This window comes from Chitinophaga dinghuensis (assembly GCF_003259435.1).
Classification (GTDB): domain Bacteria; phylum Bacteroidota; class Bacteroidia; order Chitinophagales; family Chitinophagaceae; genus Chitinophaga; species Chitinophaga dinghuensis.
On sequence record NZ_QLMA01000005.1, the window covers coordinates 596384 to 620746 of the forward strand.

A 24363-nucleotide genomic window follows, 5' to 3' on the forward strand; every position below is an offset into this window, starting at 1 on the left:
CACCTAACTTCCATTCATAACCCAGTCTCACCACCATGCTGAAACGATTACTAATCCTGTTCTTCATTATTTCAATTTATCAAGTAGCCTTCGCGCAAAGCATTTACAAAAAATTCACGCCACAGCAAATGCAGGAAGACCTTGATACCATGGTCAAATTTCTTGAAGACACGCATCCCAATCCATACTACCGCTATTCCAAAGCACAATTTCACAAAGATGTTCAGTCGGTTAAAAACAACATCCATCAAGATTTAACACTTCTAGATTTTTATTTTCTAGCAGAACAGCTACTGGCTAAACTAGATGACGGACATACAGATTTTCACATTGTGGAAGACTACGACGAAATAAATCCAATAGTACTCCCCTATACCTTTAAGCTTTCTGATAAAGCGCCTTATCTTATCTGCCAAGGTCCCTATGCATCTTTCAAAACAAAAATCCCCAGGGATGCAGCAATAATTAGTATAAATGATATTCCTGCTCAGAAAATTGTAAATGATGTAATCAACCTAAATACCGGCGAAAACCGAGCCTTCAGAGCCGATTACGGGAGCAGCCGCTTTTACTTCTATCTGGAGGCCCTTTATAAAGCCAATGGAACCTATAAAATCAAATATGCTCATCAATCTACCACTAAAACAGTAACCGTAAAAGGAGTAAGGCAACAGGATGTTGAAAAAGGCAAGACAACCTCTTCAGTCAATACTGTTAACAATTATTCCCTGACAATTTTAGATAAAGAAAAAACTGCCATCATTGCTTTCAAAAACTTCGATTGGGAGGGATATACAACCTTCGCTGATTCCGCATTTACCCTAATTAAGCAAAAAGGTATACAACATCTGGTGATTAATCTAATCGATAATGGAGGCGGCGATTCGGATGTAGGCGACGATTTACTCCAATATCTCTTAAACCAGCCCTTCAAACAATACGAGAAAGTTTATGTTAAAAACAGTATTCTTTTAAAGGAACGTCTGAAAGTACATAGAAAAGATAAACCATTGGATAGCGCAGATTTGGCAATATTAAATAAGCCCAACGGAATCATAGATACAATACAGTACGCCGATATCCCCATCAAACCCAATTCTCTTCGCTTTGATGGGGATGTATATCTACTGGTTAATTTACAAACTTATTCTTCCGCCGCAGATTTCGCTCAGTGTTTCAAACATTATCACAGAGGAATGATCATTGGCGAAGAAACAGGAGGCTTGATTAAAAGCTATGGAGACATAGTACCAGTACAACTGCCACATACTCGTTTAGATATGACGATCTCCAGTGCACTATATGATAATATTGGCGCAGAAGAAAACGATTGGCATGGCGTGGTTCCCGATATAGCAGTACCCGCAAACAGGGCCTTACAACAAACAATGGACATTATCCGGAGAAAGGGCAACACCAGCAGTTACTAGTGTGACAGAAACTTGAAATAGGTATGCTCCCATTCAATGCGGATGTGACAGTAGATGAGTCCCGACACAGCGCTTGCTGTCTTTGTCTTCCAGCTGTTTTATTAATCACGGTCTGCTACTCCATTAAGAAACTTGAATTATTAAAGCTATTATTGAAACAAAAACATGATAATATTCAAAAACATAACTGATCATATTAATACTTGGGATGCTCATTCCAAAGGCACTTTTCGCTCAGGTCATGACCTGATAATTCCATATATTAATTTAGAATTGATGGAAAACAACCCCATCTCATCCAATACCTGTGTAATAGATTTTAGCTATTTGGTATTTAGAGAGGTACAAGAGATGCAGGAAGGAGAGAAAGGTAATTCAATCTATTTTCAAGGCAAGCCATCTGCATCCGTGAATCCATTATTATTGAACGAGTACGTAATAATCAATAGTTGGAGAGATAGCACTGAAATTGAATTGAAAATTAGTTGCCATACAATCGATTTATACGTTAATGACGATTTCAATTTTCGATCTCGGGAGCATCCATTTGTGCCATATGATACACCTAAGTGGAAAGCAAATATGGATAATGAGAAAATAGAAAGGTTCTTCTTAAGGGAGTCTTTTGATCATGTTCTAAAGTATCTTAAATAAGGATCATCCTTAAGGAGAAACATATTCCCAATCGAGACTATTACATGAATACTTTCACCCTCGCCTCCATACTGTCCGCTTTCTGATTCGCAGTATCCGCAGCAACAGCATTCCTGCAAGCCCATTCTAGTAAGCTCTTATCTTTCTTAGCTGACGCTAATTGCGCAATACGGTAATAGGTATACGCCAACAAATCAGATGCCCTGGAAGCACACTGCAACGCATGCTGATAATACCCCAGCGCTTCTTCTGATTTTTGTTGTGCTGCCGCGATTCGGCCCAACTGATAATACAAGGTAAACTCCACCCCATAATTATCATCCTTTATACCTTCCGCTAAATAAGATTTCGCGAGTGACGCAGCTTCCTCCGGTTTTTGCTGTATACGTAGATTCAATACCTTCACTACTTTCGACTGTGCCATAGCAATAGGCGTTAATACATCCTCCCAGTGAAGTACCTTAAAAGAGGGATCTATGTCCACCTTTGCCACGGTACTATTCACCGGTAACTGAAAATGACTATTGCGTTCACGAATCGCGATATACTGCAAAGAGGTAGTTCCATTCTGATAAGTAATCATCACTTCCAATGGCAGTTGGTAGATGCTATCCTTTTGCTGCATATTCAACTCCAGCGTATTCTGCGCCTGATGCCAGGTACTTTCCCATGCAGGCGCTCCGGTACGCTCAAACCATTGACTATAGAACCATTGTAGACTACTTCCATTAGCCGTTGAAATTTCATTTAAAAAATCATTCCAGGATAATCCTGTCTGCCCATATTTTTCTACGATCCACTGTAAAGTCAGGTGAAACTTCTCTTTCCCAACAACATTAGATAATAATTCCAGGGACAGAAACCCCTTACTATCTCCCAGGATATGACCATTACCTCCCGTTAGAGATACCAATGGCTCATCGTTTCCAGCTGCTGCATTTTTGAGATACCCCAATCCACTTTGATCACGAAGATATCCGGGGTAGCCCATCTTACGGTAATCTATGGCATGTGCGCTGTCAAAATGTTCCACCACCTGTAATGAGCCATATTGCGCCATCCCTTCAGATAGCATATCCGCACCGGCACGACCTTTCGCCAATATCCTGTTTCCCCACCACTGATGCCCGATCTCATGCCCAAAGAGCGCATAGTTAAATTCCCGTAGTGCCGATGTAGGCATCACCACCCCACCCTGAATACTAGCACCACCAATACCTGTCTGCTCAGACACCTCATCCGGAAATTCAATAATAGAAAAATTGGGAATTGTCAGCCGCCCAAATGCGGATGTCAGGTAATCCAGTACTGCCGCAGCTTTACGAGAGATGTCATCTCCATGCACCTCCTTACTCAAACTATAAGTATAGAACGGAAAACGCCCCTGGTATTCCTGTCGGGAATACTTTCCGATATACACGGAAAAAATATCCGGTTGCGCATAATGGAATTCAAAAGTTTGGGTAGTTGCGGTCGCTGATAGCTTAACCGTACTGGCAGCCATAACAGCCATTTGCTGTAGCGGAGTGGTCACCCAGAGGGTTGCCGTACCTCTTGTATTATCATTTTCCCCATGCTCGTTGCGGGTCATCACCTGCGGATACCATGCGGAACCATATCCGCCTGCCATACAGAAACTGCTGTCCATGTAGAATTGAAAAGCAGGCGCAGTGCCTCTGTCATATGAAAAGGTAAACGCCAAATGTGTTCCAACTGCCAGGGAATGCTTAAACCGCCAATGGTAAGCGATATCTCCTGATGCATTTACACTGGTATCCAACGTTCCACTGGCGCCTTGGAGCTGAAACTTAGCAGGACCTTTCCCCTTGCTGAGAATAATCGTCACAGCATCTGCAGTGGCTTTATCGGATTTAAAAGACAAACTCCCCTGCACTGCAAAGATCTGCCGGGCAGGATCTGCCTGTACATGTAGTTGATAGTCCAGCTTTTGCTGTCCATATAGAAATATCGGCGATAGGAAATATAGAAGAGCAATAACTCGGCGCATCTTTTCTACAAAGTAACGACTAGGGCCATGAAAAAAATTGTACCAGATTAACTATTCAGCCAACGTCTGAACTGATAGGGCGTACAGTGGTAATATGACCGGAAAACCTTTACCAGATGGGCACTATCCGTAAATCCCGCCGTAAATGCAATGTCCGTGATGGGTAACTGGGTAGTGAAAAGCAACAAAACCGCTTTCCGTATCCGCATCTCCAGCTGATAACGGCCAATGGTCATCCCTTCTCTTTCTTTGAAGGCGCGCGCCAGATAAATCGGATGTACAAATACTCTTTCTGCAATGGATTTGATGGTATGATGGGTATCAAACTCCTGTTCCAATATCTCTTTGGCAGCCGAAAACCAAGGCAAACGTGTCGGCATTTTCACCTCCGTCACTTCCGATAACCAGTTGAGTATATATTCTTCCGAAACAGCAGTGGAGGGATCTTGTATGAAAGCATACAACAACTGGTATAGGTATTTAAAGGTACCTGTATTATATTTTACCAATGTGTTAGGGAGACGACCGTCTGTCAATACAGCTTCCAGTGCTGGCTGCTTAAGTTCAATGTTCAGACATCTGCCAGCCGCTTCATGAAAATGGTTCGCATGTGTATACCCCGCTGGCCGAAACAATACTTCACCTGGCTGAATGATATTCTCCCCATGACGCCCCTCCTCACGATAACTGCCATTTATCAGCAAACTCAAATAAGCATTTTCATGGTAATGCGCATGAATAGTCATATTCGGCTGGTAAGCCGTAATATTCAGCTTGAAGAAGGCATCCTCATTTACCTGTTGCTCCTTTCCAAAATAATGGCCGGGCGACAAATTAATACTCATGGGTTGGGCCGTATAAAGAACCGGTCTATAAATATACTTTTATTCCGTTGATTCGTCAATTATGCAATGCGTCAATACCTCATTTGGCAAGCATCGACAAAAAAAACTACAAATATTTTCTACCTTTAACGCATGGGAACACGATTAATCAAAATCTCCTACCAGCCACCGGAAATCCTTCGCCCATTCATAGACCGTTTCTGGACCTGCGAAGGCGCCAGCGCTTCCTGTTCCTCTCCCATATTTGCGGCTGGAACCGGCGCAGAAATGATTTTTCAGCTGAAAGCTCCTATGACAATCATTGCTGAAGATAACCTAATACTAACACCTCCTGCTCAAGCCCTGTATTGCATTCGCACCCGGCATTACAAGGCTAATATCAATCATGAACATCGTTTTATTGCGATTCGGTTCAAAGCTGGGGCGATACGGCATTTTTGCCCCATCCCAGTGGCGGATGTGATAGAGCATTTTTGGGACTTAAATGTATTGTATGAAGACGAAAGTCAAAAACTAACAACACAATTGCACCAAGCTGCAAACTTATCACAACAGGTAAAACATATCAGCGACTTCCTCATCGGACTGCTGAAAAAACATTATCAGCCACAGATACTGGTAGATGAAGCCGTCCGCCAATTATACTATAACAAGGAAATTCCGGATCTAAAAGCGTTTAGCGCCAGTCTGGGAAGCAGCTACCGCCAGTTCGAGCGACTCTTCCTAAACCACATGGGAATCACACCTAAAGCTTTCCAACAAACTGCCCGCCTCAATAATACATTAAAGCACCTTCTTACTCACCAGATCAAGGATTATATGTCTGTAGCCTTTGATTATGGATACTATGATCAGTCCCATTTTATCAGGGCCTGCAGGAGATACTTTGGCGACAAACCAGGCAGGATCTTATCCCCTGCAAGCCAGGAACTACACTTTTACTTATCATCCTTCAGTGCATCCACCTCTACCGACAGGAAATGAACCTCCGGATCCTTAGATTTCCAGGTTTCCACCTTTTTCACAAAATCCGCCAGATAGTCCTGTTGAAAATGATATCGGAGCCCGGCTCCATCACGATAATGTTCAATCACTGTAAAAGCTCCTTTCTCCGAAGAATCCGCATAATAGGTATATCCAATACAACCGGGTTCCTTTCTGGTCACTATTACCAATTCATCCATCGCCGCCCGAAATGCAGCCATGGATTCAGGTCGGATAAACAGTTTCGCAATGACGAATTTCTCGGTTGCAGTAATCGTATCCTTTGGCGGAGGAACTTCCCGGCAAGTAACAGCTGCACTGTTATTTGCCCTGTCATTCACATTGCATTCGGTTAAATGACTGTTGACGTCTGACAGCGAGGTTACTACACAAGCCAGTTGCCATACAAGCATACGCGTAAAATTTGAAATTAACATAGCAGATTAATTTTGATTGCTGAGACAAAACTAGATCGTGTCTACACAACAAAATTGTATAAATCTGCCAACAAAGGTTTTATTTCAAAATTGCATTGACACACAGACATTATATGTAGAGACATGTCTCTACATAATAATTTCCATCCGCTATTCTTCGTTTTCAGTAGAATCCAAATCAATTGGAGTTGTGCTTCAATATAAAAGCGTGTATGCTCTCCGTTAATGCCTTCGCAGGCTGAGATAAGTCATCATAGCATTTAATCTTGCTCACAACAATCCTGGCGAAATCTGCTTTATTGTAAAGTACGCTAGTCCTGGATTTGGAGGGCTTGGAAAAGATCTTTTTCAAATTTGACACATCTCCTTTTAGCAGGTCGGAAACGTAGTGACAGAATGGTTGCTGGTAATAGTCTGCATGCTTCAGATCTGCAACATCTAAATCTTTGGTTCTACTCTTTCTGCAATCCTGAAGTACTTCTTGTAGAATTATAGGCGATATTAGATTTTCCATCTCTGTCACATCCAAACAATAGTAATTGTCACCCAGTTCTTTTGCCAACAGTTGATGGCGGGATTCTTTTCCAATATCTAGATCATGCACCAGCAAAATTCTATTAGATAGCTTGGTAGCCTTGATACGTTGGTCATCGATACAATTGGCATCAAAGGTAAAATGCGTAATGTTATTTCCTCCAAACTCAAAATAGGAAAAATGGAGATCTTCCAGGAAATTCCGCGAGCCTGCCGGCAACGACTTAGCATATACCTCCAAGAACTTTCTCAAATAAATCCTGTCTGAAATTCCTTCTATCCATATACTGCAATTAGACAGAAAGATGGAAGAATTCCGAATCCCAAGCAGATCCAGTAATGGCGCATCCGGAGAAGAAAGATTCGTCAATTCAAAGCGGGACGTCCCTGCTGCGGTCTGCTTTCTTTCCACAGAAAATATGGATATATCTTCCGGCATTTCTGAAGAAATATCCAATAAGTGGTTACTATGCGTGGAGATAAATACCTGGACATTATCAAACATCAATAATGTTTTGATGAAAAGTCGCTCTAATCCAGGATGTAAATTCAATTCTGGCTCCTCATACACGATTACATGCCTGCTTTCCCCTCTGTAATAAAAAAGGGGGAAAGTTAGGACAATGATGGCCTTAATACCATCTCCCAGCTCATGGATAGGAAATTCCGGCTGCGTTCCAATCTTTACGTGCAATTCTTCAAAGTAACCGGTTTTAATAGCATTGATCTCAACAGGCTCTCCATTAAAGAAATTAACGCTTAAAAATGTCTCATAATCGAGGAGAATTTTCCGCCTGGCCTCTCCACTGTTACGAAGCTCCTGAATGAGTGTAAACAGTTGCTCTCCGGTAAAGATATTCTCTTTAGGGTAAAGACTGTAATAGAGCATTTGCGCTTTCTCTTTATGAGATGAACCTTGTTGATCATAACTCTCAATAGATCTCACAAAATAATCCAAAATACAACGATCCTGTAGGAGCCCATAGGGGATCGCTTCAAAATCCTGTGGATTATAAGAAGTAGTACTTTTTTTAGCGTCTGATTTCGGGGACATAAAACGCTTCACACTACGATGCACCGGAATGTAGGTGGTCCAAATCTTACCATCTAATGGTACCTCCATTAAATCATTAATCCTTCTACACATTCTTTCAACTTCTTCTCCTCTTATTATCATCGATGTAGATAAATCTAATTTTTCACATTGCATCTTCAACCAATTCCATATTTGGTATTCATGTAGGACTTCATCTTCAGGCAGAAATGTTGTTAATTCAACAGAACTATTACGTTTACCCCATAATTTTAATTCTTGAAAGTCCGTTTTTACAGCTTTGATAAAGTCAGCTCTTTTCATCTGATTTAAAGCTATAATATCATATTCGCCGGAGCTTATAGTAGAAAAATGACTGTTCCCATTCCGATAGTCCTTCAATTTTAATAGTAACCGCCGTAATAGCCTGCTTTTACCGCTATTATTAGCACCAACAAAGAAATTGATTTTTGAAAGTGAGGGAAGCGTTTTCAGTGGCTCATCGCCTAAATAATAATCATCCAGGACCTTATCGGGTTCCAAAAATTGTATAGCGGAAATCATGTTCTTTGAATTGGAAAATGGTCTGAGAAAGAAAGTAATATAACAAAAAAGGCGTTCATTCCACACTTCACGAAATAAGGCTGCTTCTTATAACCCAGAAGCGCTAGCCTACATCATAATATAGGTAAGGTTTATATTCCTTCCTGCAAAAGAATATACTTTTCAAGGAAGGTTAATATCCGCATACAAGTAATCAAAATCAGCCTACCACTTTTACAGGTTGTATGGTAAATTCGTTATACGTAAAGACTATTGAGTAGATTAAGCAGCATTGCCTATACATATGCCAGTTGCTTAATACCAGGCCCTAATCAACCAAAGAGAGAGCAAACACCAAGATCAAGACCGGAAGACATATAAATTCCATCGTAAGGATATCTATTATCAACCCAAAATCAATTTTATGATTTAGAAAACCTGTACACATTTTTGCTGGCAGTCCATCACTGCCAATTGTCACCCTCATGTAATTACCTTAAACAAATGTTATGTCACAATTATCAAAAATGATAATAGGGGCTTTCCTTTGCCTTATTATTGCCTTCCCGGCAATGGCACAGAAAACCGCGCCTATGCCTCCTCTGGCCGACCACTGTACGGCCTCGCAGGCCATGCAGGAACTGTACAAAAAACAGCCTGCCGCTAAAAAAAGAGCAGAAAAAATGGAGGCCTTCACCAAATCATTTATCGCCAATGCCCATCAAATGCGTGCATCAGCGCAAGCCACACAACCCGTGCAATACACTATCCCCGTTGTATTCCACATCAATGATCCGGTAAATCCATACAAGGTTACAATGGAGCAAATCCGCTCTGCCATTGATATCCTTAACCAGGATTACAACCTACTGAACCAGGACTATTCTCAAATAGATTCCAGATTCATAGGACTAGCCGCTAATCTCCATATTACGTTTAAACTGGCCAACATCGACCCTAATGGCAACCCAACTACTGGCGTTACCTATCACGTCAATGATCTGGATGGCCGCTCCCCGGACGGTTCCGGTAGCGCCGTAAAAAGCGTTTCCTACTGGCCCGGAGAAAAATACCTGAATATATGGATCGTAAGCGAAGTAGAACAGAAAGGCGTTTATAACAACTCCGGATGGACTTACCTCCCAGATGACGGCGTAGCTGCTGCACATCTGGATGGCGTTGTATACAACTGGCGTTATCTGGGAGCGCCTGGTATCGGCTCCTCTGAAAATGGCTATCCGAACATGAAACGGGTACTCACCCACGAAGTAGGCCACTTCCTCAATCTATGGCATACCTTCGATAACGGCTGCAACGCCCCCGGCGATTATGTGGACGACACCCCTCCTACTCAGTCCAACTACGGCGGATGTAACCTCAACGCAAACTGGTGCGGCGCGGTCGCCAACGTGGAAAATTATATGGACTATTCTTCCTGCGTGAAAATGTTTACCCTCGGCCAGAAAGATCGTATGCTGGCGGCGCTGAACAGCTCCGTGGCTTCCCGCAATAACCTCTGGACCAACGCCAACCTGGCAGCCACACTCATTGCTGATTCCGTTAAGCGCATCATTCCATCTTATGTTACCTTCCTGGAAAGCGATACTAACAATGGTAGTATAACGTTGAAGGATACACTGCGACTTGCAGGAGGCGCTAAATTCACCTTGAGCAGCGGTAATATGGTACTGGGTACCCACTATACAGTACAGAACCTCCCAGCAGGACTTACCGCCGTTATACAGCTTGTAAACGATTCTACCGCCGTATTATCATATAACGGAAATGCTACACAGAATAACGCTTCCAATAGTACTGACAGCGTTCGGGTAACGTTCCTCAGCGCGGCCATACAGGGAGGCGCGAGTGTATTGAACCGGCCAGACCTCCTACTGGGTATACATTTCATTGATCCATATAAAATCATTTACGGCAGTTTATCTAATACTGTCATCAATGCCTCCAATACATGGAACTATTTTACTTTCAATAATGCGGGTGATGCAGCCTATGGTGGCTGGTATGATGGCGGAAAACTACGCCTGGAAACCTATCAGAAATCTGCGATATGCGACAGTGGCTCCCTTAATATTTCTCCACTGGCTGTCAATACCCTGATCTCAACTGCATCTGCCTTTGTACCAGGAGGCGCCTATCCAAATGAACATAACATCTGGACTACCTCCTTCACCAAATGGGCCGGCAAAACCGCATACGCAGGTATTCAATTCACTATCGGTGGAAAACCGCGCTATGGCTGGATACGCATGAACGTTTCCGCCGATGGCAGCACACTGACGCTGAAAGACTATGCTTACAGTCAGGCCCCTTATGGTAGCATCAAAGCGGGAGATCCCGGTGGTACCCTGCCCGTATTCTCCAAAACAACAGTACGCGAAGCGCTGGCAAACGATGGCGGTATCAGCGATACTGTAAATATTGATTTACTGGGAAATACATTTGCTATCAGCTCCGGAGATTTCACCAATAATGTTCAGTATAAAGTTTCTTCGCTGCCAGCCGGATTAAGCGTAAAAATCACCGCGCTCAGCAACACCACTGCCCGACTTACTTTCACCGGTAAAGCCGCCAGCCACGCAGTGGCCAATAATACTAATATTACGATCAGCTTCCTTGGAGCAGCCTTCAGCCCCAGACCTGATACCACTTCACAACAACTGGGTATCAGCTTCAGGAATCCATACACCATTCGCTATATCCAGACAGATACTACTACCTATACCGTTAGCGGTAGCAATAACTGGTATTACTTCCTCATGGATAATAACAACGATGCCGCTTATGGTCTTTGGATAGACAGTGCCAGATTGCGTTTTGAAACCTACACCCAGCCAATGGTTTGTGTGCCAGGTACCAAAAACATATCACGGCTGCCGCTCAACACCAATATCAGCGACACTTCCAGCTGGGTGGCAGGTGGTGCATACCCTAACGAGCATATGCTAAGTACCTCTTCCTATACAACCTGGAATGGTCAAACCGGTTATGCAGGATTCAGCTTCACCAGTCAGGGCGATACCTACTACGGTTGGTTCAGATTTAAAGTAAAACCTAACGGTACTGGTTATACGCTGATTGACTACGCCTATAATACCAAGCCGTCAACGGCTATTAAAGCAGGACAGCAATCATTACCATCGGATACTACTGTGACGCCTTCCAGCTATTGCACAGCAAGTACCCTGCTCAATTATAACAGTATCACAAGAGTACGCCTTGCCAACCTGGATAATTCCTCCGGATGGACCAGCTACAGCGATTACACTTCCCTCTCCGCCAATGTTACGAAAGGACAAACCTATACCCTTACCGTAAATTGCGGCGTAGAATACTGGCCGGATATTTCAGTAGCGGTATGGATAGACTGGAACGGCGACAAACGATTCAATGATACAACTGAAAAAGTTTATGTAACCCGTAGTGCAGGACCATTCACACAAAGCATCACCGTACCTTCCAATGCAATCAGCGGTACCACCAGGATGCGCGTACGCATGGGATATGGCCAGAATATGGTGCCATGTGGCGTAGATACCTATCAGGGAGAAGTGGAAGACTACAATATCAATATCAGTAGTGGCACGCTTGCACTCACTGCCGCTACGGCCAGCGACAATTCCGTCACCGCTACCAATCCGTTTACAGACAGAATCAAGGTCAACTACCATTCTGCCATGGAAGCCAAAGTACTGGTACGTATGTACGACTTGCGAGGTAATATAGTCAAGCAACTCACGGCCAGCGTTAACAAAGGAGACAATGTTATACAGCTGGATAATCTGGGAAGCTTATTGCCTGGAATGTATGTGATCAGAATAGCGAACAGAGATAAACACTATGAAGTAAAGGTGATAAAATAACGTAACACATTCTATTATACAAGAAGGCCGCTTCAACATATGAAGCGGCCTTCTTGCATAATAGAGGTTTTATAATCCTCATCCAGCCACAATATCCAGCAAAGACTTCACAAAAGCAGCCAGCAAAGGAGCTCCCATCACCAGTAGATCCATTACTTTTTTGACCATAGGTACCGGCTCCAAAACTTTGAGCTGAGCGCCATCAGATGGATAGGCCACCAACATCTTTTGGTTGATATCGTTCAGCCTTAACTGGGTGGGTATAAAGAATATCATCAGAATAAAAGTGTGCAGAATACCATAGAAGTATATTAATTCTATTCGGAAATAATCATGCCCGATATTGGCATTATACGCCTTTACCAGATCCAATGTATTCAGGGCCGTATAAAACTGGCCAGAAGTAATCACCGCCAACGTCATAGTAAGGGCCGCGATGAGAAAATAGGTTTTGAAGGAAGTATTGATATTCACCAACTCATCTCTATGCGCTGTTATATCAGTACTTTTACCAATACTTGCCGCCGCACTGGAAGAGAACATCATCCCTGCAAGACACAGTGCTGCTGTAATGTAGCCAAGTACATTTACCACATCAAACACGCTATTCATACTCCGCATAAATAATACTGGTTTTACAATCACAGTATCATCATTGGAAGACAATAACCAAATATAGAAAGCAATACATACCAGCACGATTAATCCCACATAAATAACTTTCCATTTTAGTGGAAAATTATTCATCGGGGTAAACAGCTTGGTTAATAGAAACAGTATCAGCAATACATATAGAATTACCTGAATTACCAGCAACAACGCCCAAAATCCGAAGTTGGGATATTTCAGCATGAACTGGTCTGAGTCCATGTTTTTAACCCTCAGAAAGATATTGTGACTCACAGTTTTCGTAGGTAGTGCTGAATCAGCATAAATGACCTTGAGTGGATAAGCGTAATTACTATCATTATCTCCAATCTCAGGCAAACTGCGAAAACTAAAGGCAGGGTCCAGTCGTATCGACTTGACTGCAAATGTCTCTACCTCGCTATTGCTCATGGCAGCTACATGGTCGCGGGTACGTATCAATACCTTTTTCTGTAAATCGAACAGACTATCTGTAGATTTTATATTGGGAGACATTAGTCCTACATCCTGCCGCTGCGCTACCAATGCAGGAATGGCTGTCTTATCCCGAAGAGCACTGTCGATCACAGTGAAGAGCACTTCCCGTGGCTCCCAGCGCAGCTCATGAAATTGTTTCTTTACATCTTTACCATTAAGGATAAAATCGAATGCTAACTTAAAAGTAATGATACCAACCACTACCAGCAGTAGCGGAAATAGCAAGGGGCGTGTTGTTTGCATAAATACAGGTATATAGGGATTAAAAAATGTTGCATCGAGTGGAATTAATGTGCAGCCTATGCTGGAAGAACACCTGCTACCTTACTACTCTTTATGTTTACAACAGCTTCAGGACAGTATATTATTATGCTCTATTTTCTGGGGCTGTGATGATTAAAATATTCACGCTGCTATAATAGTACATAAAATTGATACTGTCAAATTTACCGTCTATGGAGACAGGGAATTTGACAGTATCAATTTAGTTTGGATCGTAGTGTGACAACTGTAGTCAGACAAGAAGGTGTCTCATCAAAACTGTAATCGGAAACTACCAAACAATCCAAAATCGCCGGTCTGGGAGGTATTAGTCTGCTGCGGATAAATTCTCCACACAGCATCTATACGGAAGAACCGGAAGATATTATCAAAGCCAGTGCCTACTTCAGTATATATATTCCCTTTAAGGGAGCGCATGCCATATCCGCTGAATTCCATATGGTTGAACATGCGGTTGTTGTTGGACAGATCACCTATTACTGATTTTACATTCCAGAACTGGCGCACGCCTGTTCTTCGCATGAATGGCAACAGGTTCAATAATTTTCCATTAAAATTGTGCTCTATATTCAGACCTGCATAACGGTCACTAAAAAATTCATATTTTTTCATCAGGCTGAAAGCCTCCTTATTGTAGTAATAAGTTTCATTTCCCGGATGCATCTGCAATAGCATGAAAGGTAAACGATCCGTGAAAATCCGGCCCGCATATACCATATAGTTCACCTTTCCCCATCCCGGTAATGGAAACTGCTGCCGCACGCTGACACTTACTTTCTGATAGTGGTATTTACTATCGAATACTGCCGTCGGCGCAAATGCATAGGCCACCTCTGCCACCGGTAAATTGCTACGCACCCTCCTGACCTTCCGGAAAGTACGTACTTCCTTCTCTCCTGGCGCATAACGGAATTTCAACTGCAATTCTGTGTTTACCACCTTTCCCTTTTCTTCCGAGAGGAATAATTTATGCGGCGGAAGCGGATCAAAGGTAGTATAGCAACTACGCACGATTGTACTCTGTAATGAGAACTGTTGTGGAAACTGTTTAAGCACTGAAATACTTGCATCTGCCTCCCGGATAAACTTCTGCGGAATACCATGCCGGCGCACCAGCTGTCCGAAGATATTATCCAGGGATACTTCTTCCCCGTTAAAACCCCGCTGATTATTATCCAGATCATCTTTATAGAGAGCGGTCACCTGCCAGCCGTTGTCTCCGGGCCAGATATGGGTCACTGCCATACTACCTTTGAGCGACTGGTCCTTCAGCCCATAAGCAAGATATCCATTCAGGCGCCAGTTGCGACTGAAAGCGGCCGTTGTCCCCAAATCAAATCGCAGTCTCGGCCCTTCTACCCTGTTACGACTAATCCATTTATACCATGGGCCAATCTCTAATTTCCCCAGTTTTATGTGTCCGTCTAACAAAAAGGTAACCGTATTATTCAACCGCTTAAACGCAGGCATCGATTTTAGTGTATCCACCAACGTTAGTGCGCGCATCTCATTTCCCGTCAATGTTTCGGGGCGATGACCATCCAGATATTCCTTTCCTATTACCAGCGCGCTGTCAGGTATTACCACTTCCTCTTTTCTGCGATTGGCATTGAGCTTTTCCGTGATAAAATCTTCATCCGTAACAATATGATTATACAACGTGGTTTTCCGCCCAATAAAAGTAGTCCTGTCTTTGCCCAGTGGCGCCAGTTCCACAATAAAACGGTCTTTAGTCACCACCCATTCTTTCTCTTTATACTTACTGAACTCCTGGATAATGCTCAGCCGCTTTACGAAATTGATATCTACAGCGCCGGCCACCGCCATGCTGATTTTCTGAATAGCCCAGGTGGAAGCCTGTATCCAACAGTCGCCTGCAAATAAGTTCTCTCCTTCCCGTTTAGGCGTAAATGCAAGATGGTAATACTGTTCCCCATGCATCACTACAGTATCCAATCCTTTATAATGATAATAATGATCTCCTACGCTTCCTATCGGACTAATAAACTCGCGGCCAAAGATAAACAGGGAGTTTTGGTAACTATTGATCTTTTGATTGATGCCACCCAGGTATTGCATAACGGACTCGTTCTTTATACCGCTGGTATTCAGCGCTCGAATCTCTTCCCTGATATTGGGAGGCGTGCCAGCGGAATAGTAATCGGAAACCGATTCACTGAGAAACACCGGCAGGAAAGGTTGCTGCTCTGATACAGTATCTATCTGCTTAGCTACAAAGGCATAGGGCTTCATCAGTCTGGATTTCTCCCACCTTTGTTGGTTGATATTGGATAAATCTATCTCCAGTTTATTATATAATTCCGCATAATAACTACGATAATGTGCCGGGGAATTCTCCTCTTTATGGGCCACTATTTGCCGCCACCATACCAAACCCTTATCCATCTTGGCCTTTACTTCCACCCCTAGTTTTACAGCGGCTTCCAGCTGTATTACCAATGGCGACACACGAGTTGCTTCCAAGGATAATGCTTTCACTTCATAGCCCACATAACGAATGATTAATGAATCGTCTTTCCGGGAACTGCTGGCCAGTTGAAAACCGCCCACACTATCAGTCATTACGCCGTAGCCGGCGATTTTCCAGTAAACAGTGGCAAATGGTAATGGCTCTTCTGTGAATTTGTTCACGACCCTTCCATTGGTAGTAGGAATACGTTGGGCCCAGATCTGTTTAGCAGATAATAGCAAACAAAAAAACACGACCCATCCTTTGCAAGTACAGATAAAGGTTTGCGGCATCAGATAAACAGTTGTAGTACCTATATGACGTTCATTTTCTGTCCTCCCCTCCATTACATTCTCAGATTACCCCAAAAGTAGTACATACCAAGCGATCCGCAACCTGCAAGAGAATTAACAAAAATAAATTATGCGATTTATTAAAATATGAATATATTCATAGTATGTTTCGTCGATAGTTTATATAACTACTTTTGCTATACCTAGTTTTCTGATATTTACTGACATTATAATTCCCCAAAATGTTTAATAATACTGTCTTAGATGTATTTATCGGCCTCATTTTTATTTATCTGCTCTATAGTCTACTGGCCACTATTTTACAGGAAATGTTTTCCAGATGGCTGTCGTTAAGAACACATAACTTAACCTACGCCATTCGTGTAATGCTGGAAGATCGTAAAGAACTTGTATTCAAAAATCCTGCCTTGGCGCCTATTGGAAGGTTTCTTAAAACACAGAAAGATACGATCACTCATTTTTTTGTACCCTTTCCCGATAATACGCTAGCAAACGCTTTTTACAAACATCCCACCATCAAATACCTGGGAGAGAGCCAGTGGAAAAGAAAGCCCGCCTATATTCATCCAGAAACGTTTTCTCAAACACTGATACAAATCTTGAGAGGGGAAAGCTATGATGCTACAGAACCTCAAATCAATCGTATTGAAGATGTCCTGTTCCGCAAAAACGGCTTCGAGACTTACCAAAATGGTCGTTCCGTCATCATTCCGATCGACAGTGAGACATTAAGACATCTTCGCCATATTTTCCTGGATTCACAGCGGGATATTGAACGGTTTAGAATATTACTGGAAAACTGGTTCAACGAGACAATGGATCGCGCAGCCGGATGGTACAAAAGATCGGTTCAACTCATGTTGCTCATCATCGGATTAGCTTTAGCAATATCTTTTAATATAGACACTATTGCTATCTATAAGCTCTTGTCTAGGGATAAAACTGTTCGGGAGCAAATGGTGCAACTAGCTATAGCTGATGCAGGAAAATATAAACAGATGGTAGAGAGTATGTCGCCGAAAGACAGTGCCAATGCCCGAAAATTGGCGGCCGACAGCGATTCCTTACGCAAGCAAACATTGGATAGCCTGAAAACGGCCGCAGACAGAGCGCAAAACTTGTTTAGTGTAAGTGAAAAATATCAATCCAGTGATGTAAATAAATGGTTAGGTCGACTACTAACTGCATTAGCGATTTCCCTAGGGGCACCTTTCTGGTTCGACTTACTAAACAAACTGATACAATTGCGCAGCACTGGTCCCAAACCAGCAACTGCACCTACGCCCAATACGACAGAACCTCAAAAAGACATTAATTCGATAAAAAGAGTCGGTTAACATGTTACTTACTGTCAATAAATACCTCAATATACGCACTGGCCAACCCTCTGCCAGCGCTGCTAATCCCGGCTATCTTTCACCCGGAGATAACATTGATTTGGAAGCCGTAGTACTGGGAGAAACATTGGATGGCAATGCTATCTGGTATCGTAGTAAATCTGGTTATTACTATTGGAGCGGCGGCGTGACCGAACAGGAATTTGAAATTCCTGGTTTAACAGTCACAGACGCAATACTAAGAGCGGTGACAGAAGACATACTGCACAACTATAGCAGTTATTACAGAAATAAATTCGACGGCTACCTTGGATGCGGCATTGGAAAAAGCAAAAACGATACCATCCAATCACCCGTGATCGCCATTTTCATAGACCGGCCCCAGGCAGCTACCACTGTAACTCCAGACCATATCCTGCATAAAGGATTTTCGATTCCCATAGAGATGATAACCAGTAATCCTCCTAAATTTCAGCAGGGACATTTCTTTCCAGGCAATAAAGTTGCAGGAGGAACTGCCTGTATAAAGGGATATTACAAAGGATCAGAATGCTTGCTCAGTTGCTATCATGTAATGGCCTCTTCGCTAATGTCTGCAAACCCTCCCACTATTACCCCAGAGAACCATCTTTCAGTAACCCTAAAAAATGGGCAGGAAACAGTGACGTTACCAGTTATTGGCGGAGAATTCAATGACACGATAGAATACGCAGTAGCAGAACTTCCCGGTAATATTTCATTTGACAATAAGTTCAATGAAAAACCAATTATTGGCTACTGCTCTCCAGCAGAAATAGATGCACTCTGGACTGAAATGGTTTATGCTTGCGGCGCATATACCCCGGATGGAAAAGCCATCATCAATTACACCATGCGCGATATTCAGATTGAAGGTCATAACTTCAAAAATGTCATCCATACAGATAAACTATCTATCAATGGCGACTCCGGCGCTGTAGTGGTGACCAATAATAATAAACTGGTAGGCTTCGTATTCGCAGGTGACAATGTCAGTCATTCCTACATTATGCCTGCCTATAAATTTGTTCCAAAAATTTTCATCCCAATATAATATCATTTATGAAATCGCTTTTTATTTTCTGTCTACTGTTCGCATGTCCGTGGATAATGCTGTATGCACAGGAGGATCGTGTGAAATACGACACACTCATTAATGTAAATAACAAAACTATTAATAGCACTTATTTTAAGATCGAAAATATTCCTCCGGATGCATATGACGGTCTGATAGAAAAATCCACCCTTGCCTCCCAGGGGAAAACGGCCATCCCCCTTGATTCTTATCTGAATAAGCTCGGATCTGAGGTAAAAAAACAATTTAAAGATAATCACATAGTTACCGTTAATTGGAATACTGTTAAAGATTCCATGAAATTGCTTCCTCCTCTAACCCTGTCTTTCTATTATGCGCCGCAAAACAAAAATATAGTAGTGACACTGGATTCTCTTAAAAATCCAGAAGGTGCTAAGCCTCCACAAGAAACTGGTACCCACACACCTTCCTCCACTGATCCGCAAATATCCAAACTACCTAACCGGGAAGATGTGCTGGAAGAATTGGAGAAATTGAATGTAGGCGATACTACTGTCAGGTATAAATTCATAGACCAAAATATGTTTACTACCGCCACCAGTTGGGGTTTCTCAGCACAGCAACAATGCGTCTCCAAAAGAGACCACAAACTGCCGGGGGAATACATGATTCTATACGACATGAGCGATAATGGCGGCGATTACTACATGCTAAAAAAAGTACGCAGGAAAAAGAAAGCCAGCGATAATTGTCCTTCAAACACCAGTTACGTTGAATACTACAAACAGCGTAAGTCTATATTCTTCTCCCCACCAGTGGGTAGCCAGTTTAAGGTTCAATTAATGAACCTTAATGCACAGGACAATTGGAACATGACCGCGAGTTACAGGGATAACTTCCTGGAAGAGGAGGCTACATTCAAATCAACATTCCTGGCATTTAGCAATAAAACCAATACGCCAGTCGCCGATACGAGCAAGTCCGCTACCGCCGAGCCTCAGAAAGAACTACAATCAAATAAGGCAGTCGAAACTGCAGCAAATATCCTTGCGCTCCGCAATGATCTCCTGTACTACGCCGAAAAATTCTATGTTAATAGCGCTACTTCCGATTTGCATAGACGCAATATCCTCGAGATAAATGATCGCATTCAAAGAACATTCAACACCAATATAAACGGCTTACTGACCCAATACCTGACAAATATGGACAAGGATGATGACCTCAACCTTGCGATGAAAAGCATACGTGACAATTATAATAAAATCATCTCTCTACGCATACAGAGTTTCCGCGCCTTTAGGCTTAAAAACAGAGATTACCTGGATCTGCAATTCAAGGACAAGGCAGGGAATATAGTGAAGGACGAAGAAATTCGGTTATCCGGAGGTATGAAAATTGATTTTAGTACCGGTATCTCTATAAATGGTCTGAAAGATTTTACATATATACTGAAAGACACGACCGTTTCATATAAAACAGATACCGCCAGTACTACGCTCCCCAGAGATACTACGGGAAAGATCGTGCGCAGAGAAAATGATGGCAACACGAATGTTAATTTCGGTATCTACATGCATGTATATCCCAGATTAAGTTCCAATTATAATATAGGCATCACCGTTGGTATCAGTACCAACACCAATCTGGACATAAACTTTGCCACAGGAGGAAGCCTGTTGCTTGGTTCCAGAAGAAGACTAGTATTGAGCGGCGGATGTATCTGGGGTAAGGTAAACCGACTCAGTAACTCGGTACAGGAGGGCTACCACGAAACCCCTGCTGCCAGCGGGACAATGAGACCTTCCTTCATTCCTGTAGGCGTAAGTGTAGTACCAGTCGTAAAAAGCTGGGTACGCTCCTGGTTCCTGGGTGTCAGTTGGAACTTCACGAATTAAATGCTTTAGTTTAATCCCAACAGTAAGGGCTTGAAAGTGTAATACTTTCAAGCCCTTGTTATATCTAAAACCTGCAATAAACCAGGTCACTTTATCAAATCGAATATTTAGTTAGATGAGGCAGGCATGATTATAACGTGTCTGACACAATATAATATCTAATTACTAAAGGGATTCCTCCTGGCATCATGAATGTAACGTGGTTTTTCCCTTCGGAGGATATAAATCGTAGAGCGCATCCAATGCATTCCCAGAATAACCACCCCTCTCATACTTAGACCTCCAATCATTTAATCTATCCAAATTTATAGTCGTCAAATGCGATAAATCCAGATTATGGAGTATGCTCTCATTCAAATCCTCTGTGCCAGAAAAATTTCTATCTTTTATCCTACGATGCCAATTCTTGGATTTTTTCTCAATGAGCTGCGTCATTCCAATTTCCATATAAATCCATGGCGATGAAGTCATTTCTAAATTATCAAACGAGCTAACAGCCTCAGGTGTATTCAGAAAGAATATACACTCTGTCTTATGCATCATCATTCCCAATGCAGAGGATAGCATCATGTGAACATGGCTTGTTGAAGCATTACGTTTTTTATAATCATATTTGTTGCCATGATCATTCCTACATTGCTCATTATCAATTATTTTGAGTAGATTATCTGCATATTGCCATATACAAGAGTCTATAAATGATTTTAGTTTAAATACTTTATGAAGCCACCCAGCTAGTACTATGGCCATTTTCAGATTCTTATGTGAGTGAGAAATAAAAACATCAGCATCCACCTGCGGAAACCAATGATCCTGCATTTTCGATCCATCTAAAAACCCTTCCTTTGAAACGAATGATTTGAGTGTTTTCTCAATTTGTTTTTTTTGCCCATCATACTGTTGAATACCTATCTTATGATAATAATCAACGTGATTCACTTTAATGCCCTCATGCAACCCTTTAATATTAAATCCTCTATACATTACAAGTAAATTAATCAGTGAATTAACAATGTCTTCCCGGCTGAATTAGAAACATCACCAAAAGAGTAACAACTACAAGAGCTCCATAAAAAAACAGTAAGGATTTTGAGCTAATACATGTATTCCAGGTATTCTCCTTTTCGTTATCAGTACTCACATCCAAATCAAATTTTATCTTCTCTTCCTGAAGATCTTTTACGGTATTATATAGCGCTCTAAACTTTCTCTCCTGTGATAAATAATACCCATCAAGAATCCAAAATATCAAAATTGGTATATAGGTAACAATTACATATTTACCATTTGTATCTTTAGCTGCTAGTGCAAATAAAGCAGATACCAATGTTACCGCCCAACCTTTCAACAGAAAGGAATTGGTATTCATTCTGGTAATAATCGCCTGTATAAATTCAAGATGTTTCAATTTTGCTTCTAATCCCATTTACTTTATTGATTAAGTGATTGAATCCCCCTACAAGGATAAGAGGAGTGTTAAATTGTTTTTCTACTAATTTTAGAAAGGTCGATCGATCAATTCAGAAACAATCCAATTAGCAATGTAACCATACGGATATGCTAAATGCTCAAACGGAGAATCCTCCAATCCCAATGCTCGTTTCATCTCCAAATCGTCCACCTCCATAATTTTAAAATTAGGACCTTTCGGAAGATCCCTTCTGGTCTCCCAATCCAATTTTCGCTTTCTCAAAATATCAGTGGCCCCTCCCGTCTGAGGTAAAAGATAAACCGGGTGATTAGGGAACCTTTCCTGGAATAAGTCCACCTCCTCTTCTACTCCTTCCATCCCCCCAATACAGATTTGTGCATGGATAGGATTGCTCTTATGAATCATCTTATCCCGCAAGCTTCTCAAACTTTTTCCGCATTGCGGTAGCCCTGGTATATTTACCTCGAACGATTCTCCCGCTATAGCCTGCGTCCAAATGACCTCAACAATATCCAACTTCAATAAACTCATCGTGTCTGTTGGCAAGACAGCCCTAAATGCCTCCGACTGGTATATACGCACTAGCGGATACAAATTTTCCAATTGCTCTGCACCACGACTCTTCTCAAACTCAGTGGCAACCATCGCTACAAGGGGCGTTATGGATGGATGGCCCCCAAAAATAAGCTGACCATTATTGGAAAAAACCGCACGCGCTATACTGATCACGGCTTCTTCAATATTAATCTGAGCATCTTTAATACGAGCATATTTCTCAGCTCTTTCAACAGTTGGTACACTTGCTGAAAGTAATACAGTAAATTCCGGATGTCCCATCATACATTATGGTTTACTTTTATGAATATATTCCACCATCTTAATCATCTCCGCTTCTCTAAAATATTGAATCGCCGTTTTAACCGCCATCCAATCATTCAGCATTCCCCGACGTTCTTCAATAAACTTAGGGCCAACAATCATTTTAACTGCGCCCCTTGCATTATTACTATCCGTATAATGGAAATCATCCGCTTCCGGCGGCCTCGGTACCGCCCAGATCTTATAAACCTTCTGATTCTTCGAATCACTCGTCTCTATAAATCCATTTGCATCCAGTTTGAATGGCAGTTTCTTTCGTTTGAGACAAGAATAAATACTCGACTGAAGTACATTCCTTTTACGGAAAATTGCCTTCTCATGTTCCTGTTTAATTCTTGCAATCATCCTTTTCATTACAGTTGTCCGCAATCTGCCACCAGCGTCCATATCAGTGGAAGTATCCAATCGCTCTCGGTATTCATCATCTATTGAAAATACTATAGGAGCATTGTCAATATTCAGCGCCATAATTCCTAACCTGTACTTCTTGGCAAAGGCTATTTCTTGTCTCACCCAATCTGAATCCAGGTAATGCTTCGATTCTAACATTATTACCATCGCCTTATCTGACAGTTCCTGAAATAGACGATTCTGAAACTCCACTCCCGGATCAATGGAATACCTGTCTAAAAAAACATCAAAACGCTCTTTTGTTAACTCTTCAAATAGTTGGTCAGCCAATTCCTGTGAATCTGTCTTCTTATAACTAATAAAAATCCGAGAGCGGCGATGGGTCATGTTTATCCGCTGCCATAAAACTGGCAGTACTTCGTTTATACTCACCTTCCAGAAAGCAACCTGGGGGCCTGAAAATGGCTTCGACAGTGAAATAAAATGATTATCTTTCATTACAGGGATAACAGTATAATTCCATCCATACAACCCAGGGACATTAAATACATTGGAGGCGCCATCCGTAACAACAAACAAGATTTTCTGAGTGTTCTGCTGGCGCAAAGCAGCACATTGATTAAATGGTTCACAACTACGATTACATGGCGGCAACGATTGCTGGATATGCGCATCGAACTGAAATAATGCTCCAATCAGCGCCTTCTTTAAATCATTTGCCATATTCGCCGAGCCCGGGGAATCCGCGTATGCAATAGCAATATAAGTAGCCTGGGGACTGGGGACTCCTGAAAACTGCTCACAAGAAAAATCACCAGATGCTTGCTGCATCTGCAGAATAAGGTCTGAAGGCATGGGGATAATTATTGGTT

At 42.1% G+C, this 24363-nt stretch carries 16 protein-coding genes; 6 read left to right on the plus strand and 10 right to left on the minus strand.

Annotated features, from left to right (window positions below):
• Positions 1 to 35 precede the first annotated feature (35 nt).
• Positions 36 to 1430 (plus strand): S41 family peptidase, encoded by a 1395-nt coding sequence (locus CLV59_RS17600; RefSeq protein ID WP_111593362.1) that lies wholly within the window; start codon positions 36 to 38, stop codon positions 1428 to 1430.
• A gap of 694 nt (positions 1431 to 2124) precedes the next feature.
• Here CLV59_RS17600 and CLV59_RS17610 read toward each other — a convergent pair.
• Together CLV59_RS17610 and CLV59_RS17615 are read right to left on the minus strand one after the other, a co-directional pair.
• Positions 2125 to 4092, minus strand: coding sequence for a M1 family aminopeptidase (locus CLV59_RS17610; RefSeq protein ID WP_111593364.1), 1968 nt, complete (start codon positions 4090 to 4092; stop codon positions 2125 to 2127).
• A gap of 47 nt (positions 4093 to 4139) precedes the next feature.
• Positions 4140 to 4937 (minus strand): helix-turn-helix domain-containing protein, encoded by a 798-nt coding sequence (locus CLV59_RS17615; protein WP_111593365.1) that lies wholly within the window; start codon positions 4935 to 4937, stop codon positions 4140 to 4142.
• A 132-nt stretch (positions 4938 to 5069) separates the two neighbouring features.
• On the opposite strand from CLV59_RS17615, the gene CLV59_RS17620 reads away from it, so the two are divergent.
• Positions 5070 to 5921, plus strand: coding sequence for a helix-turn-helix domain-containing protein (locus CLV59_RS17620; RefSeq protein ID WP_111593366.1), 852 nt, complete (start codon positions 5070 to 5072; stop codon positions 5919 to 5921).
• Here the strand turns inward: CLV59_RS17620 and CLV59_RS17625 are convergent.
• Positions 5876 to 6334: a putative quinol monooxygenase gene (locus tag CLV59_RS17625; RefSeq protein ID WP_170137797.1), complete on the minus strand. Its 459-nt coding sequence runs from the start codon at positions 6332 to 6334 to the stop codon at positions 5876 to 5878. The genes CLV59_RS17620 and CLV59_RS17625 overlap by 46 nt on opposite strands.
• A gap of 202 nt (positions 6335 to 6536) precedes the next feature.
• Positions 6537 to 8489 (minus strand): AAA family ATPase, encoded by a 1953-nt coding sequence (locus CLV59_RS17630; RefSeq protein WP_111593368.1) that lies wholly within the window; start codon positions 8487 to 8489, stop codon positions 6537 to 6539.
• Between the two features lie 488 nt (positions 8490 to 8977).
• Between CLV59_RS17630 and CLV59_RS17635 the strand changes: the two genes are divergently transcribed.
• A complete protein-coding gene (locus CLV59_RS17635; protein ID WP_111593369.1) occupies positions 8978 to 12349 on the plus strand; it encodes a M43 family zinc metalloprotease in 3372 nt (1123 codons plus the stop codon).
• 78 nt (positions 12350 to 12427) lie between these two features.
• On the opposite strand, the gene CLV59_RS17640 is transcribed toward CLV59_RS17635, so the two are convergent.
• Both CLV59_RS17640 and CLV59_RS17645 read right to left on the minus strand, forming a co-directional pair.
• On the minus strand, positions 12428 to 13717 hold the full coding sequence (locus CLV59_RS17640) for a hypothetical protein (protein ID WP_146616227.1): 1290 nt from the start codon (positions 13715 to 13717) through the stop codon (positions 12428 to 12430).
• A 291-nt stretch (positions 13718 to 14008) separates the two neighbouring features.
• Positions 14009 to 16573: a DUF5686 family protein gene (locus CLV59_RS17645; RefSeq protein WP_111593371.1), complete on the minus strand. Its 2565-nt coding sequence runs from the start codon at positions 16571 to 16573 to the stop codon at positions 14009 to 14011.
• A 188-nt stretch (positions 16574 to 16761) separates the two neighbouring features.
• On the opposite strand from CLV59_RS17645, the gene CLV59_RS17650 reads away from it, so the two are divergent.
• The 3 genes from CLV59_RS17650 to CLV59_RS17660 are packed head-to-tail and all read left to right on the plus strand — an operon-like array spanning position 16762 to position 20829.
• Complete coding sequence (locus CLV59_RS17650) at positions 16762 to 17877, plus strand: hypothetical protein (protein ID WP_111593372.1); 1116 nt, start codon at positions 16762 to 16764, stop codon at positions 17875 to 17877.
• Between the two features lies 1 nt (position 17878).
• The gene (locus CLV59_RS17655; RefSeq protein WP_111593373.1) at positions 17879 to 18949 is read left to right on the plus strand and encodes a hypothetical protein; all 1071 of its coding nucleotides are present in this window, start codon (positions 17879 to 17881) and stop codon (positions 18947 to 18949) included.
• Positions 18950 to 18957: 8 nt separating this feature from the next.
• Entirely contained in the window at positions 18958 to 20829 is a 1872-nt protein-coding gene (locus CLV59_RS17660) for a hypothetical protein (protein ID WP_111593374.1), read from the plus strand.
• A gap of 186 nt (positions 20830 to 21015) precedes the next feature.
• Here CLV59_RS17660 and CLV59_RS17665 read toward each other — a convergent pair whose 3' ends face one another.
• The 4 genes from CLV59_RS17665 to CLV59_RS17680 all read right to left on the minus strand — a co-directional run bounded on the left by CLV59_RS17665 (position 21016) and on the right by CLV59_RS17680 (position 24346).
• Positions 21016 to 21813: a hypothetical protein gene (locus CLV59_RS17665; protein ID WP_111593375.1), complete on the minus strand. Its 798-nt coding sequence runs from the start codon at positions 21811 to 21813 to the stop codon at positions 21016 to 21018.
• Between the two features lie 22 nt (positions 21814 to 21835).
• Positions 21836 to 22255 carry a hypothetical protein gene (locus CLV59_RS17670; protein WP_111593376.1) on the minus strand — a complete coding sequence of 140 codons (420 nt, stop codon included), beginning with the start codon at positions 22253 to 22255 and terminating at the stop codon, positions 21836 to 21838.
• Between the two features lie 72 nt (positions 22256 to 22327).
• The gene (locus CLV59_RS17675) at positions 22328 to 23101 is read right to left on the minus strand and encodes an SLOG domain-containing protein (protein WP_111593377.1); all 774 of its coding nucleotides are present in this window, start codon (positions 23099 to 23101) and stop codon (positions 22328 to 22330) included.
• A 3-nt stretch (positions 23102 to 23104) separates the two neighbouring features.
• Positions 23105 to 24346: a toll/interleukin-1 receptor domain-containing protein gene (locus CLV59_RS17680; protein WP_111593378.1), complete on the minus strand. Its 1242-nt coding sequence runs from the start codon at positions 24344 to 24346 to the stop codon at positions 23105 to 23107.
• Between the last annotated feature and the right edge of the window lie 17 nt (positions 24347 to 24363).